14 protein-coding genes are annotated in these 14,188 nt (G+C 70.8%); 8 read left to right on the forward strand and 6 right to left on the reverse strand.

Annotated features, from left to right (window positions below; all coding sequences use genetic code 11):
* Positions 1–2: 2 nt before the first annotated feature.
* Genes H283_RS0106160 through H283_RS0106175 form a run of 4 tightly spaced genes read left to right on the forward strand, consistent with a single transcriptional unit; the run spans position 3 to position 2,103 of the window.
* The gene (locus tag H283_RS0106160; protein ID WP_020142642.1) at positions 3–746 is read left to right on the forward strand and encodes a GNAT family N-acetyltransferase; all 744 of its coding nucleotides are present in this window, start codon (positions 3–5) and stop codon (positions 744–746) included.
* The gene (locus H283_RS24215; protein WP_020142643.1) at positions 743–1,432 is read left to right on the forward strand and encodes an AzlC family ABC transporter permease; all 690 of its coding nucleotides are present in this window, start codon (positions 743–745) and stop codon (positions 1,430–1,432) included. Before H283_RS0106160 ends, H283_RS24215 begins: the two co-directional genes overlap by 4 nt.
* Complete coding sequence (locus tag H283_RS0106170) at positions 1,429–1,743, forward strand: AzlD domain-containing protein (RefSeq protein WP_028785364.1); 315 nt, start codon at positions 1,429–1,431, stop codon at positions 1,741–1,743. The genes H283_RS24215 and H283_RS0106170 overlap by 4 nt, the downstream gene beginning before the upstream one ends.
* A gap of 3 nt (positions 1,744–1,746) precedes the next feature.
* Positions 1,747–2,103, forward strand: coding sequence for an MmcQ/YjbR family DNA-binding protein (locus tag H283_RS0106175; RefSeq protein ID WP_020142645.1), 357 nt, complete (start codon positions 1,747–1,749; stop codon positions 2,101–2,103).
* A 122-nt stretch (positions 2,104–2,225) separates the two neighbouring features.
* Here the strand turns inward: H283_RS0106175 and H283_RS0106180 are convergent, their stop codons facing one another.
* Positions 2,226–3,089 carry a rhodanese-related sulfurtransferase gene (locus H283_RS0106180; protein WP_020142646.1) on the reverse strand — a complete coding sequence of 288 codons (864 nt, stop codon included), beginning with the start codon at positions 3,087–3,089 and terminating at the stop codon, positions 2,226–2,228.
* Between the two features lie 26 nt (positions 3,090–3,115).
* Entirely contained in the window at positions 3,116–3,904 is a 789-nt protein-coding gene (gene dapB / locus H283_RS0106185; RefSeq protein ID WP_020142647.1) for a 4-hydroxy-tetrahydrodipicolinate reductase, read from the reverse strand.
* A 128-nt stretch (positions 3,905–4,032) separates the two neighbouring features.
* On the opposite strand from dapB, the gene H283_RS0106190 reads away from it, so the two are divergent.
* Positions 4,033–5,640 carry an FG-GAP-like repeat-containing protein gene (locus tag H283_RS0106190; RefSeq protein WP_156023023.1) on the forward strand — a complete coding sequence of 536 codons (1,608 nt, stop codon included), beginning with the start codon at positions 4,033–4,035 and terminating at the stop codon, positions 5,638–5,640.
* A 165-nt stretch (positions 5,641–5,805) separates the two neighbouring features.
* Here the strand turns inward: H283_RS0106190 and H283_RS0106195 are convergent, their stop codons facing one another.
* A complete protein-coding gene (locus H283_RS0106195; RefSeq protein ID WP_020142649.1) occupies positions 5,806–8,049 on the reverse strand; it encodes a polyribonucleotide nucleotidyltransferase in 2,244 nt (747 codons plus the stop codon).
* Between the two features lie 170 nt (positions 8,050–8,219).
* Positions 8,220–8,489 carry a 30S ribosomal protein S15 gene (gene rpsO, locus H283_RS0106200; protein ID WP_020142650.1) on the reverse strand — a complete coding sequence of 90 codons (270 nt, stop codon included), beginning with the start codon at positions 8,487–8,489 and terminating at the stop codon, positions 8,220–8,222.
* Between the two features lie 263 nt (positions 8,490–8,752).
* Here rpsO and H283_RS28065 point away from each other — a divergent pair, with 263 nt between their 5' ends.
* Positions 8,753–8,908, forward strand: a complete 156-nt coding sequence (locus H283_RS28065; RefSeq protein WP_196805932.1) for a DUF6131 family protein — start codon at positions 8,753–8,755, stop codon at positions 8,906–8,908.
* Between the two features lie 314 nt (positions 8,909–9,222).
* Here the strand turns inward: H283_RS28065 and lpdA are convergent, their stop codons facing one another.
* Positions 9,223–10,620: a dihydrolipoyl dehydrogenase gene (gene lpdA / locus H283_RS0106215; RefSeq protein WP_028785366.1), complete on the reverse strand. Its 1,398-nt coding sequence runs from the start codon at positions 10,618–10,620 to the stop codon at positions 9,223–9,225.
* 174 nt (positions 10,621–10,794) lie between these two features.
* On the opposite strand from lpdA, the gene H283_RS24225 reads away from it, so the two are divergent.
* Both H283_RS24225 and mctP read left to right on the forward strand, forming a co-directional pair.
* Positions 10,795–11,097 carry a DUF3311 domain-containing protein gene (locus tag H283_RS24225; protein WP_020142653.1) on the forward strand — a complete coding sequence of 101 codons (303 nt, stop codon included), beginning with the start codon at positions 10,795–10,797 and terminating at the stop codon, positions 11,095–11,097.
* On the forward strand, positions 11,094–12,791 hold the full coding sequence (mctP, locus tag H283_RS0106225) for a monocarboxylate uptake permease MctP (RefSeq protein WP_020142654.1): 1,698 nt from the start codon (positions 11,094–11,096) through the stop codon (positions 12,789–12,791). The genes H283_RS24225 and mctP overlap by 4 nt, the downstream gene beginning before the upstream one ends.
* A 230-nt stretch (positions 12,792–13,021) precedes the next feature.
* Here the strand turns inward: mctP and H283_RS0106230 are convergent, their stop codons facing one another.
* Entirely contained in the window at positions 13,022–14,158 is a 1,137-nt protein-coding gene (locus H283_RS0106230) for an aromatic acid exporter family protein (RefSeq protein ID WP_020142655.1), read from the reverse strand.
* Positions 14,159–14,188 lie beyond the last annotated feature (30 nt).

Consider the following 14,188-nt stretch of genomic DNA (forward strand, 5'->3'; position numbering starts at 1 on the left):
GGGTGGCACACGAGGACGCGAACGCACATCAGCACGGGCACGACCACGGACCCGACGAGGCACACGACCACGCGCACGAGCGCGGTCCCGTCGCCGACGCGTCCGTCCGGGTCGCTCGCGGCTCCGACGCCCCCGCGGTGGGCCTCGTGCAGGCCGTCGTCTTCCGGGATGCGTATGCCGCCGTGCTCGCTCCCGAGGTACTCGCCACCTTCGAGCCCCGGGCCTTCGCGAACGCCTGGCGCGCGACGCTCGAGGGCGAGCGATCCGGGGACGGCGTGCTGCTCGTGGCGTGCGCGGGTGAGCAGGTCGTCGGCTTCGCCGCGGTCGGCGCGTCCGACGACGCCGACACCGATGCCGGCACCGCCGAGCTGATCGTCCTCGGGGTCCACCCCGACGCACGCCGCCAGGGGCACGGCTCGCGCCTGCTGCACGCGGTCGTCGACACGGCCCGCGCTCGTGGCCGCCACGAGCTCGCCGCCTGGCTGCTCGCCACGGACGACGCGACCCGCGGCTTCCTCACCGCGGCGGGCATGGTGGCCGACGGGGCGCACCGCCAACGCGTGGTGTCGCCGGACGGCGGGACGGCGGGCGAGCTCCGCCTGTCCGCGGTCCTCGCCGACGCACCCGCCGACGACACTGCCGAGGCGACCCCCGACGCGTCCGCCCACCCGTCCCCCGACGCGTCCGCCCACCCGTCCGCCAACGACCAGGCCGCGGCCGACGTCAGGACCCCGGAGGGCCCGTGACCGCGACGGCCGACCCGGGGGCGCGACGGGACGTCGTGCGCCAGAGCCTGTCGGTCGGGGTCGCCACCGGCGCCTACGGCATCAGCTTCGGCGCCCTCGCCGTCGCGGCCGGGCTCGACACGTGGCAGGCGATGGCGCTCTCCCTGCTGATGTTCACCGGCGGTTCGCAGTTCGCCTTCGTCGGCATCATCGCGAACGGCCTCCACGCTGCGCCTGCGGCGATCGCCGCCTCGTCGATGCTCGGCATCCGCAACGGCCTCTACGCCCTCGAGCTGACGCACCTGCTCGGCGTGCGTGGCACCCGCCGGGTGGCGGCCGCGCACCTGACCATCGACGAGTCGACCGCGGTCGCGGTGGCCCAGGACGACCTGCGCACGTCACGGCTGGGCTTCTGGCTCACGGGCCTCACCGTCTTCGCCCTCTGGAACCTCAGCACGTTCGCCGGGGCACTCGTCGGCGGCCACGTCGGCGACCCACGCACGTACGGCCTCGACGCCGCCGCCTGCGCCGCCTTCACCGCCCTGCTCTGGCCGCGGCTGCGGGACCGCGACGCGGTCGCCGTCGCCGTCGTCGGCGCCGTCGTGGCCGTGCTGCTGTCGCCGACGGTGCCACCCGGCATACCCGTCGTGGCGGCAGCTGCGGCCTCGCTGCTGGCGTGGCGTGCCCCGTCGAGGGAGGCGGCATGAGCCTCTGGACCGCCGTCCTCGTCGCGGCCGCGATCGCCTTCGGGCTCAAGCTCGCCGGACACCTCGTCCCCGCGCACCTGCTCGACGCGCCACGCGTCCGCCGCATCACCGGCGCCCTGCCCATCGCGCTGCTCGCCGCCCTCGTCGCGACCCAGGCGTTCACCGGGCCCGACGGGTCGTTCGTCCTCGATGCGCGGGCGGCTGCCGTGGGCGTCGCCGTCGTGGCTCTCCTGCTGCGCGCCCCGTTCATCGTCGTCGTCGTGCTGGGCGCCGCCACCGCGGCCCTCCTGCGCGCCCTGGGTTGGGCCTGACCGGTGGCCGGTGCGGACGACGTGCGCCGGCTGGCCCTCGCGCTGCCCGGCGTCGAGGAGATCGCCAGTGCGGGCTTCGACTTCCGGGTGGGCGGGCACGGCTTCGTCTGGTCCTATCCCGAGCGCGTCCCCGGACAGCGGCGCGTCATCCGCACCGACATCGCCGTGCTCTACGTCGGTGACGAGGCCGAGAAGCAGGCGCTCGTCCTCGGTGAGCCGGACCTCTTCTTCACGACGCCCGCCTACGACGGGTCACCCCTCGCGATGGTCCGGCTCGATCGCGTCGACGTCGACCGGCTCGAGGAGCTCGTGACGGACGCGTGGCGCATGCGAGCACCCGCGGACCTGCTCGACGACTGAGGCGACCCCCAGGGGCGGGCCCGCAGGACACACGAACCCGGGCCCGATGCTGTCCCCACCGCACGCGCACCCCCGCGTGGGCGGAGATGGTGTGTCCGGAGGGCCCCTCAGGCGTGGGCCCCTCAGGCGTGGGCGTCGCAGACCGGCTGGAGGGGACGACCCGGCAGGTCCTCGCGGTTGTGCATCCGGCTCGTCGGAGCGCCGCACTCGTGGCAGGCCGCGAGGTGCGCCGCCTCGTCGCTGAACCCGACGCTCATCCGCTCGTCGAAGACGTAGAGGTGGCCCTCCCAGAGTCCGCGGTCCCCCCGCTCCTCGCCGTAGCGCACGATGCCGCCGTCGAGCTGGTAGATCTCCTCGAAACCCCGCGCGCGCATGAGGCTCGTCAGCACCTCGCAACGGATGCCGCCCGTGCAGTACGTGACGACGGGGCGGCCCTTGAGCTCGTCCCACCGACCGGCGTCGAGCTCGCGCACGAAGTCGCTCGTGTGGCGGATGTCGGGCACGACGGCTCCGCGGAAGCGCCCCACCTCGGCCTCCACGGCGTTGCGCCCGTCGAAGAGCACGACGTCGTCGCCGCGCTCCGCCACGAGGGCGTCGAGCTCCGCCGGGCGCAGCCGGGTGCCGCCCCCGACGACGCCCTGCGCGTCGACGACGACCTCGTCGGGAACGCCGAACGAGACGATCTCCTCACGCGCCTTGACGACGAGCCGCGGGAAGTCGAGGCTGCGGCCCTCGTCGTCGAGCCCGGTGCCGTCGCTCCAGCGGACGTCGACGTCGTGGAAGGGCGCGTACTCCCTCGTCTTGCGGACGTACGTCTTGAGCACGGTGACGTCGCCACCCACCGTGGCGTTGATCCCGTGGGGAGAGAGCAGGATCCGCCCGCGCAGGCCCAGTCCCTCGCAGAGGTCGCGCTGCCAGAGGCGCAGCGCGTCGGGGTCGGCGAGCGGGCGGAACGCGTAGAAGAGGACGACCTTGGGGATGGCCATGTCGGTCTCGTCGGCTGCGCGGGGGCTCAGGCGAGGCCGAGGTAGTGCTCGAGCCCGACGGTCAGGCCGGGGTGGTCCGCGACCGCGCGCACCGCGGCGATGACGCCCGGCATGAAGCTGCCGCGGTCGAAGGAGTCGTGCCGAAGCGTCAGCATCTCCCCCGCGTTGCCGAGCAGCACCTCCTGGTGCGCCGTGAGGCCGCGCAGCCGCACGGAGTGCACGGGTATGCCGTCCACCCGGGCGCCGCGGGCACCGTCGGGGTCGTCGGTCGTCGCGTCCGGCACCGGCGCGCAGCCGGCCTCGGACCGCGCCCGACCGATCATCGCCGCCGTCCGCGCGGCGGTGCCGGACGGAGCATCGACCTTGGCCGGGTGGTGCAGCTCGATGACCTCGACGGACTCGAAGAAGGGAGCAGCCTTGGCGGCGAACGACATCATGAGCAGCGCGCCGATCGCGAAGTTCGGCGCGATGAGGACGCCGACCCCGGCACCGGAGGACGCCGGGGGCGCGTCGGCCAGGTGGCCGCGGAGCGTCTCGAGGCGCGCGTCGTCCCACCCGGTCGTGCCGACGACGACGTGGACGCCTCGCTCGACGCAGTGCGCGACGTTGGCGGGTGAGGCCGCGGGGACGGTCAGCTCGATGGCGACCTCCGCCCCACCGAGGTCGCCGAGGTCGTCGTCCGAGCCGTAGGCACCGACGACGGTCAGACCGGCGGCGCCCTCGACGGCACGCACCGCCTCCGACCCCATCCGGCCGCTCGCACCGATGACGGCGACCTTCGTGTCCCGGGACGGCTGGCCTGTCGTGTCGCTCACGCGGCCAGCCTAACGAGCCCACGCGAGCGCGGGACGCGGGCACACGGCATACGGACTCGTGCGTCACGAAGCCGTGCTGGGAGCCGGCTGTGAGGCGCACACTGGAGGGGACCGAGGAAGTGGTCCGCATGTCCGTCCGTCCGCGCAGCAGCACCGTCGTGGGCCGGCTCCGTCGCCTGGCCCTGGCTCCTCTCGCGGCCATCGGGCTCATCGCCGGCATCCTCGTCGCTCCCAGCGCCGAGGCGGCCGTCCTGTTCGGGTACGACGTCTCGTGGCCGCAGTGTCCGTCGACCCTCCCGCCGACGTCGACGCAGCTCCTCGTCATCGGTCTGACCAACGGCCTGCCCTTCACCGAGAACCCTTGCGTCGCAACGCAGGCCGCCTGGGCGACCACGAACGCCAAGCCAACGCACGCGTACACCATGGCGGGCTTCCCGACGGCCGCGCAGCTGACGACCTACGGCGGCAGCGGTCCGTGGTCGCCCTCGACGCGCGGCGGGCGCCTCAGCAACGTCGGCTACGCCGAGGCGACATATGCCGTCGCGACCGTGCGCGACGTGCCCGGCTGGGCGCCACGGATGATCTGGATCGACGTCGAACCCCGCGACACGGCGCCACGGAGACAGCCGTGGCCCACGTCGACGTTCGTGCAGCGCCTCGAGAACCGCTACGTCGTCGAGGGGATCATGCGTGGCCTGAGGGCCGCGGGCTACTCCTACGGCGTCTACTCCAACACCTCGGGCTGGCAGACGATCACGGGCTCGTGGTGGCTGCCCGGAGTTCCCGTGTGGGCGACGGCCGGCACCCTCGACTACCCCGACGAGGCGCTCGACCGGTGCACCCAGCCGAGCTTCTCGGGCGGCAAGGTCTACCTCGCCCAGTGGTGGGACGCCACGTGGGACTACGACAGGACGTGCGACCCGTACGCCTTTACCCGTCTCCCGGTGGCACCGGCGTCGCTGTCGGGCGGCACCGGTGACGTCAACGGCGACTGGAACAACGACGTCCTCGCGCGCTGGACCTCGACGGCGGCCCTCAAGCTCTACGCCGGCATGGGGACGGGGAGCCTGTCGCTCGGCACCCAGGTCGGCACCGGTTGGGGCGGCATGTCCCTTCTCGAGACGCCGGGTGACCTGAGCGGCGACGGCGCGCAGGACGTGCTCGTCCGGGAGACGTCGACCGGCGACCTCTGGATGTACAAGGGCAACGGCGCCGGCGGGTGGCGCCTCCCCCGCGTGCGCGTCGGCACCGGCTGGCAGGTCATGAACGCCGTCGTCGGTGTCGGCGACCTCACCGGCGACGGCAGGATGGACATCGTGGCCCGGCGGGCCACCACCGGCGAGCTCTACCTCTACCCCGGCACGGGCAGCGGCGGTTGGAAGCCGCGGTCGAGCCTCGGCACCGGGTGGAACCGCTACGACGTCGTCGTCGGACCGGGTGACCTCACCGGCGACGGTCGGCCCGACCTGCTCGCCCGCGAGACGTCGACCGGCATCCTCTGGCTCGTCCCGGGCACCTCCACCGGCACGCTGGGCACCCGCGTGCAGGCCGGCACGGGCTGGAACGGCATGACGGCGATCATGAGCCCCGGCGACCTCAACGGTGACCGCGTGCCGGACGTGCTGGCCCGTGACGGCTCGGGGCGCCTCTGGCTCTACCCGCGTACCGCCGCGGGCGGCTGGAGCCCGCGCGTGCTCGTCAGCACGGGCTGGAACATCGTCAACGCGATCTTCTGACCCGACGGGTCAACCAACAGGACGCTGCGCTCCGGACCAGGGCTCTCGGCCCCTACGGGCGGCTGCAGCCTGTTGCTCGACCCGTCGCGGCACGACGGAGCGGCCCGCCACCCCCTGAGGGGTGACGGGCCGCTTCGTGACCGGGACCGGTCGACGTGAGGTCGATCAGGCGTCGGCAGGCTCCGTGGCCGGGGCGTCGGCCTCGGCGGCCGAGTCACCGGTGTCACCGTCGGCGAGGACCGCAGCGAGGCTGAGCTTGCCGCGCGGGTCGATCTCCTTGAGCTCGACCTGGACCTTCTGGCCGACCTTGACGACGTCGTCGACGCTGTCGATCCGCTTGCCGCCGACGAGCTTGCGCACCTCGGAGATGTGCAGCAGGCCGTCCTTGCCGGGCAGCAGCGAGACGAACGCGCCGAACGTCGTCGTCTTGACGACGGTGCCGAGGAAGCGCTCGCCGACCTCGGGCATCTGCGGGTTCGCGATGGCGTTGATCGCCGCGCGAGCCGCCTCGGCCGAGGGGCCGTCGACCGCACCGATGAACACGGTGCCGTCGTCCTCGATCGAGATGTCGGCGCCCGTGTCGTCCTGGATCTGGTTGATCATCTTGCCCTTCGGGCCGATGACCTCACCGATCTTGTCGACGGGGACCTTCACCGTGATGATGCGCGGGGCGTACGGGCTCATCTCGTCGGGCACGTCGATGGCCTCGGCCATGACGTCGAGGATGTGCAGACGCGCGTCGCGGGCCTGGGTCAGCGCGCCGGCGAGGACCGACGCGGGGATGCCGTCGAGCTTCGTGTCGAGCTGGATGGCCGTGACGAACTCCTTGGTGCCGGCGACCTTGAAGTCCATGTCGCCGAAGGCGTCCTCGGCACCGAGGATGTCGGTGAGCGCGGCGTACTGCGTCTCACCGTCGACGGTGTCGGACACGAGGCCCATGGCGATGCCGGCGACCGGGGCGCGCAGCGGCACACCGGCGTTGAGCAGCGACAGGGTCGAGGCACAGACCGAGCCCATGGACGTCGAGCCGTTGGAGCCGAGAGCCTCGGACACCTGACGGATGGCGTACGGGAACTCCTCGCGCGTCGGCAGGACCGGCATGAGCGCGCGCTCGGCCAGGGCGCCGTGACCGATCTCGCGGCGCTTCGGCGAACCGACGCGGCCGGTCTCACCGGTGCTGTAGGGCGGGAAGTTGTAGTTGTGCATGTAGCGCTTGCGCGTGACGGGGCTCAGCGTGTCGAGCTGCTGCTCCATCTTGAGCATGTTGAGCGTCGTGACACCCATGATCTGGGTCTCGCCACGCTCGAAGATCGCCGAGCCGTGCACGCGCGGCAGGACCTCGACCTCGGCGCCGAGGGCGCGGATGTCGGCGAGGCCACGGCCGTCGATGCGAACCTTGTCGCGCAGGATGCGCTGGCGGATGAGCTTCTTCTGCACGGAGCGGAAGGCGGCCGAGACCTCCTTCTCACGCCCCTCGAACTGCTCGGCGAGCTGCGCCTTGACGGCGGCCTTGATCTCGTCGAGGCGCTCCTCGCGCTCCTGCTTGCCGGCGATGGTGAGGGCAGCGGTCGTGTCGGCCTCGATGGCGGACTCGACGGCGGCGTACACGTCGTCCTCGTAGTCGAGGAAGATCGGGAAGTCCTGGACCGGCTTGGCGGCCTCGGCAGCGAGCTGGGCCTGGGCCTCGCAGAGCTGCTTGATGAACTTCTTCGAGGCCTCGAGGCCCTCGGCCACGACCTCCTCGGTCGGAGCCTGCTTGCCCTCGTTCTTGACGAGGTCCCACGTCGACTCGGTGGACTCGGCCTCGACCATCATGATCGCGACGTCGTCACCGACGACACGACCGGCGACGACCATGTCGAAGACCGAGCGCTCGATGTCGGAGAAGTTCGGGAAGGCGACCCACTGGCCGTCGATGAGCGAGACACGCACGCCACCGATGGGGCCCGAGAACGGGAGGCCGGAGATCTGCGTCGAGGCGCTGGCCGCGTTGATGGCGAGCACGTCGTACTGGTGGTCGGGGTTCAGCGAGAACACCGAGATGATGACCTGGACCTCGTTGCGCAGACCCTTCTTGAAGGTCGGGCGCAGCGGGCGGTCGATGAGGCGGCAGGTGAGGATGGCCTCGGTCGACGGGCGACCCTCACGGCGGAAGAAGCTGCCGGGGATCTTGCCGATGGCGTACATGCGCTCTTCGACGTCGACGGTCAGCGGGAAGAAGTCGAACTGGTCCTTCGGCTGCTTGCCGGCGGACGTCGTCGACAGGAGCATCGTGTCGTCGTCGAGGTACGCCGTGACGGCGCCGCCGGCCTGACGGGCCAGGCGGCCGGTCTCGAACCGGACCGTGCGGGTGCCGAAGCTGCCGTTGTCGATGACGGCCTCGGCGAAGGTGATGTCTGGACCCTCCATGTGGGCCCTCGCTTTCTTTTTCTCATGTGCCCGCGCACATCGTCGTTGTGTGCGTGGTTTCCTTCTTCGGGCCGGCTGGCCCTGGTGCGGCGGACGACGGGCGTCGCCCGCCTGCACCTACGACGAAAGGCGGTCTCCGCAGGACGCGGTGACCGCCTTTCGTCACGAACTCATCGACGCAGGCCGAGTCGCTTGATCAGCGAACGGTAGCGCTCGATGTCGGTCGCCTCGAGGTAGCGCAGCATGCGCTTGCGGCGGCCGACCAGCAGGAGGAGACCACGACGGCTGTGGTGGTCGTGCTTGTGGGCCCGAGCGTGCTCGGTCAGGTCCTTGATGCGCTGCGTCAGCATCGCGATCTGGACCTCGGGAGAGCCGGTGTCGCCCTCGACCGTGGCGTACTCGGTCATGATCTGCTTCTTCACGTCAGCGTCCAAAGGCATGGATGAACCGACTCCTTCTCATCTCGTTGCGCGGTGCTCCAGGGCATGTCCACCTGGGCGCTATCGAATCCGCGGCCGTTCGACGGCGTCTCCAAGCGTAACAGTGGGGTACCTGCCGCCCTAATCGAGCCTCGGAGGGTGGGGCCGCCCGACCTGCCGAAGCGCGTGACCGTTTCGTGACCATCGCCGTGTTGGGTGGGCCCGGCCCGCGGGTACGACAGAGATTGCTCGGGGAAACCCTCTTGAAGGAGACAAGCGACACCATGATCGTTCTCGGACTCATCCTGCTGCTCATTGGCATCTTCGCCAAGATCAGCATTCTGACCACGATCGGCATCATTCTTGTCGTCGTGGGCGCGGTGCTCTTCATCCTCGGCGCGTCTGGTCGCGCCATCGGTGGCCGGAAGCACTGGTACTGATCGGTCGCACCACCAGCTGGAACCAGACGCCCCCGCGGTCTCCGCGGGGGCGTCTTGCATCCCCGGCCCGCACCGCTCGCGTGCGGGAGGGGTCCTATGCCGTCCGCCGGGCCTTCGCCCCACGACCCCGTGCGTCGGGCGATCGTTCAGGACGTCCGCAGCCGGTCGAGCGTGAGGCGGACCGCCCGCTCGGTGCTCGTGGTCGACCACGGACCTCCGTCGAGGGCCACCCAGACGAGCGAGGGCGCCCCCGACGAACGGGAGCGCCCTCGCGAGCCGGCCGGACGGCATACGCACGCCTGTCCGGGCGATGCTCAGAAGTTGATCATGTGGCCGGCGATGCCGTGGACGGCCTCCTTGACGGCCTCGCCGAGCGTCGGGTGCGCGAAGACCGTGCGCGACACCTCGTCCGCGGTGAGGTCCCACGTCTGCGCGAGGTTGAGGACCGGGAGCAGCTCGGTGACGTCGGGCCCGATCATCGCCGCGCCGAGGATCTCGTTGTGCTCCGCGTCGGCAATGACCTTGACGAAGCCGACGGGCTCGCCGAGGCCCATCGCCTTGCCGTTGGCCGAGAAGGGGAACGTCGCCGTCTTGACGTCGTGACCGGCCTCCTTGGCCTGCGCCTCCGAGAGACCCATCGAGCCGATCTGCGGCTGGCAGTAGGTCGCCCGCGGGATGAAGGCGAAGTCGATGGCCATCGTCTCGACGCCGGCGATCGTCTCGGCGGCGACGATGCCCATGGCCTCGGCCACGTGGGCGAGCATGAGCTTGGCCGTCACGTCACCGATCGCGTAGACGTTGGGGACGTTGGTGCGGCCGTACTCGTCGATGGCGATGGCGCCGCGGTCGGTGAGCTCGACGCCCGTCGCCTCGAGACCGAAGCCCTCGGTGCGCGGCGCGAAGCCGATGGCCGACAGCAGCCGGTCGGCCTCGAGGACCTGCTGGTCGCCGCCGGCCGCCGGGCTGACCGTGACCTTGACGCCCGAGCCGGTGTCCTCGACGGACTCGACCTTGGTGCCGAGCATGACCTTCACGCCGAGCTTCTTGTAGTGCTTGAGCAGCTCCTTGGACACATCCGCGTCCTCGGTGGGGACCATGCGGTCGAGGAACTCGACGATCGTCACGTCGACGCCGAAGTTCTTCATGACGTAGGCGAACTCGACGCCGATGGCGCCGGACCCGGCGATGATGATCGAGCCGGGCAGCTCGGGGTCGAGGATCTGCTCCTCGTAGGTGACGACGTTCTTGCTGACCTCGACTCCGGGGATCATGCGGGTGACCGAGCCGGTCGCGAGGATGAGGTTGTCGAAGGTGATCGTGCGCTTCTCGCCCGAGTTGAGGGCGATGTCCATCGAGGACGCCGACGTCAGGGTGCCCCAGCCGTCGATCTCCTCGATCTTGTTCTTCTTCATGAGGAAGTGGACGCCCCTGACGATGCCCTCCGAGACCTTGCGGCTGCGGGCGTGCGTCGGGCCGTAGCTCATCGTGGCGTCGCCCTCGATGCCGAACTTCGCCTTCTCGTGGGTCAGCGTGTGCGAGAGCTCGGCGTTCTTGAGGAGGGCCTTGCTCGGGATGCAGCCGACGTTGAGGCAGACGCCGCCCCAGTACTGCTTCTCCACGACCGCGACCTTCTTGCCGAGCTGGGACGCGCGGATCGCCGCGACGTAGCCACCAGGACCGGCACCGAGCACAACGACATCGAAATCAGCCATGGCGACACCCTATCCGTGAGCGGGAGCGCTCCGAGAGGGTGCCCGCCCGCACATCACGATCTGCACAGAACCGCACAACTCGCTGTGTCGCAGAGCACATGGGCCGCCGTGGCGAGAGTAAGTTTCCGCGACGCACGGCCGCACTCGTCCGGCCCGACCAACGGAGGTCACCTCGTGAGCACCACTCCGCACCGTCACGAGGCGCCACCGGCGAACAAGGGCCTGCTGGCCCTCGCCGGCGTGCTCCTCGCCATCCCCATCGTCGCCCTGCTCCTCGTCGGCACCTACGCCAAGGACGAGCCGCGCGTGCTCGGGTTCCCCTTCTTCATCTGGTACCAGTTCGTCTGGGTGGTGCTCTGCTCGGCCCTGACCTACACGGCGTACCGCATCGTGCTCAAGGCACGACCCCACGTGCCGATGAGCCGCGAAGGCGACTCCTTCGACGACGACCTCCCCCGAGAGGACGGCATCCGATGACCGCCATCGCACCCTCCCTCGCCCCGACCGTCGCACCGGCGGCCGACACCGGTGGTGTCAACGGCGTGGCCCTCACCGTGCTCATCTTCTTCTTCGTCCTCGTCGCCGGAGCCGGCTTCTGGGCTGCCCGCTGGCGTCGCCCGGAGAGCATGGAGAGCCTCGAGGAGTGGGGCCTCGGCGGTCGCTCGTTCGGCACGTGGATCACGTGGTTCCTGCTCGGCGGCGACCTCTACACGGCCTACACGTTCGTCGCGGTCCCCGCCGCCATGTGGGCCTTCGGCGCGGTCAACGGGTTCTTCGCCGTGCCCTACACGATCATCCTCTACCCCATCATCTTCGTCTTCATGTCGCGCCTCTGGTCGGTGTCGCACCGTCACGGCTACGTGACGCCCGCCGACTTCGTCGAGGGCCGCTCCGGGTCCAGGGTCCTGTCCCTCGCGGTCGCCGTCACCGGGTTCCTCGCGACGATGCCCTACATCGCCCTCCAGCTCGTCGGCATCCAGGCGGTCCTCGAGGTCGCGGGCGTCGGCGGCGGCAACAACTGGGTCGCCAAGGACCTGCCGCTCTTCATCGCGTTCCTCGTCCTCGCGCTCTACACCTACACCTCGGGGCTGCGCGCTCCGGCGATCATCGCGTTCGTCAAGGACATCCTCATCTACCTCGTCATCATCGTCGCGGTCATCTACCTTCCCTCGAAGGTCGGCGGCTGGGGCCATGTCTTCGACTCGGCCGAGAAGAAGATGACGACGACGACCAACCCGGCGACGGGCAACCCGAACGTCTTCATCCCGGGCCCCAAGGCCTACTGGGCCTACGGCACGCTCGCCCTCGGCTCGGCTCTGGCTCTGTTCATGTACCCCCACTCGATCACGGCGACGCTGTCGGCCAAGAGCCGCAACACGATCCGCAAGAACGCCTCGATCCTGCCGGCGTACTCCTTCCTGCTCGGCCTGCTCGCCCTGCTCGGCTGGGTGGCCATCGCAGCGGGCACGAAGCCGGTCGGCCTCGACGGCAAGGTCAACGGGCAGCTCGTCATCCCGCAGCTCTTCGAGGACATGTTCCCGTCGTGGTTCGCGGGCGTGGCGTTCGCGGCGATCGCCATCGGCGCCCTCGTCCCGGCAGCGATCATGTCGATCGCGGCGGCCAACACCTTCACACGCAACATCTACAAGGCGTGGATCAAGCCCAACGCGACCGTCCAGCAGGAAGCCAAGGTCAGCAAGCTCACCTCGCTCGTCGTCAAGGCGTTCGCGCTGATCTTCGTGCTCACCCTCGACAAGAGCAACGCGATCAACTTCCAGCTCCTCGGTGGCATCTGGATCCTCCAGACGTTCCCGGCCCTCGTGTTCTACCTCTACACGCGGTGGTTCCACCGGTGGGCACTGCTCGCCGGCTGGGCCGTCGGCATGGTCTACGGCACGGTGGCCGCGTACAACGTGACGAACAAGGCCACCGGTGCACCGTTCGCGGGCTCGGTCGCGAACATGCCGCTCATCGGCCAGCTCGGCTACATCGCGGTGACCGCCTTCGCGTTCAACGTCGTCGTCGCCGCGATCCTCACGCTCGCGCTCCGGGCCGCCAAGGCGCCCGAGGGCAAGGACGCGACGATCCCGGCCGACTACTTCGCCGAGGCCGGGGACCCCCGCGTCGAGAAGCTGCCCGTCGGGCCGCACGAGTACACACCCTCCGCCTGACGCGTCCGAGCACATATGCCGCAGGGCCGGGTCCGCAAGGACCCGGCCCTCCGCACGTCCCACCCCCACCCCACTCCCCGTCGAGTGAGCGCCCAACCACAGTCGAGTGAGCGCCCGATCACAGTCGAGTGAGTACGCCGTCACACCGGTCCCGGAGCGCGTGACCGAGCGCTCACTCGAGTGGGACGGGGCGCTCACTCGAGTGGGACGGGGCGCTCACTCGACGTCTGTCAGGCGTCGCGGGGGCGCTCGGGCGGCAGGGCGGCGATGGCCTCGTCGACGTCGAGACCCGTGACCTGGAGCAGGTCGACGACGGTGGAGCGGACCTGGGCGAGCACCGTCTCGGTGGCGAGGCTCGGGGTGCGTGGCACCTCCCCCGTCGCCGCGGCGACCGCCAGCAGCGCGGGCCGACCGATCTCGGGAGAGGCGTTCTCCGACAGGGCACGTCCGATGATGTCCGTCGCCGCAGCGAGCTCGAGCAGAAGCGTCTCGTAGCCCGGCGGCAGCTGCTCCCCTCGACCGACCGCGACCGTGACACGGCGGACGAGCACGCGAGTGCTCCGCACCGCACGGTCGAGCGGCTCGACGAGATCGACCATCTTGCGCACCCCGGCCGCGTGGTGACGCTTGAAGGGCGACGAGCTGATGACCGACAGCCCCTCGTCGGCCGCCTGTCGCAGCTCGCGCAGCAGCGACTCGGTGCCTCGGGCCGAGGCCAGCACCTCGGCCGCCCCCTCGACGTCGCCGTCGTGCGCGCTCGCGGCCGCGCGGCGGAGCAGCTCACCGATCTTGCGGACGGCCTCGGCCGCCGCGACCCGGGGTCGCCGAAGCGGCGCCTGGGGCACGACCGTCGCGGCGACGAGGGCGATGCCGCCGCCGATGAGCGCGTCGGTCCACCGGCCGAAGGCCTGGCCAGGGCTCGCGACGAGGGCGGCGATGACGATGCCTTGGACGGCCGACTGGGTGACGATGACCGGGCCACCGTCGAGCAGGGTGGCGATCGCCATCGACACGAGCACCACGGCGGCGATCTGCCACGGCCCGCTGCCGGCGACGTGCACGAAGACGTCCGCCGTGAAGACGCCGACCGCCACGCCGATCGCGACCTCGAAGACCCGGCGCAGCCGTTGACCGTAGGACATGCCGAGGCAGACGACGGCGACGATGGGCGCGAAGAAGGGGGACGTGTGGCCGAAGACGTCGGTCGCGAGCCACCACGCCACACCCGCCGAGACGGCGCACTGGACGAGGAGGAAGACCCGCGAGCGGAGCCGCTCGAACCGGGTGCGGACGCTGAGCCGGCTCCGGTCCCAGGCCCGGTCGAGCGCCTCGACGACCGGGGCGTCGCTCCTCAGGTAGTCGTCCACGAACGCGCCTCTCGGTCGGTCCCTGCGGCG

This window comes from Terracoccus sp. 273MFTsu3.1 (assembly GCF_000383675.1).
Classification (GTDB): Bacteria; Actinomycetota; Actinomycetes; order Actinomycetales; family Dermatophilaceae; genus Terrabacter.

Bases quoted from the DNA above. Each gene is read 5' to 3' on its own strand.
- H283_RS0106170 (WP_028785364.1), top strand. From the start codon at position 1,429: ATGAGCCTCTGGACCGCCGTCCTCGTCGCGGCCGCGATCGCCTTCGGG.
- H283_RS0106180 (WP_020142646.1), bottom strand. From the start codon at position 3,089: ATGGCCATCCCCAAGGTCGTCCTCTTCTACGCGTTCCGCCCGCTCGCC.
- H283_RS0106190 (WP_156023023.1), top strand. From the start codon at position 4,033: ATGTCCGTCCGTCCGCGCAGCAGCACCGTCGTGGGCCGGCTCCGTCGC.
- H283_RS0106195 (WP_020142649.1), bottom strand. From the start codon at position 8,049: ATGGAGGGTCCAGACATCACCTTCGCCGAGGCCGTCATCGACAACGGC.
- rpsO (WP_020142650.1), bottom strand. From the start codon at position 8,489: ATGCCTTTGGACGCTGACGTGAAGAAGCAGATCATGACCGAGTACGCC.
- H283_RS28065 (WP_196805932.1), top strand. From the start codon at position 8,753: ATGATCGTTCTCGGACTCATCCTGCTGCTCATTGGCATCTTCGCCAAG.
- lpdA (WP_028785366.1), bottom strand. From the start codon at position 10,620: ATGGCTGATTTCGATGTCGTTGTGCTCGGTGCCGGTCCTGGTGGCTAC.
- mctP (WP_020142654.1), top strand. From the start codon at position 11,094: ATGACCGCCATCGCACCCTCCCTCGCCCCGACCGTCGCACCGGCGGCC.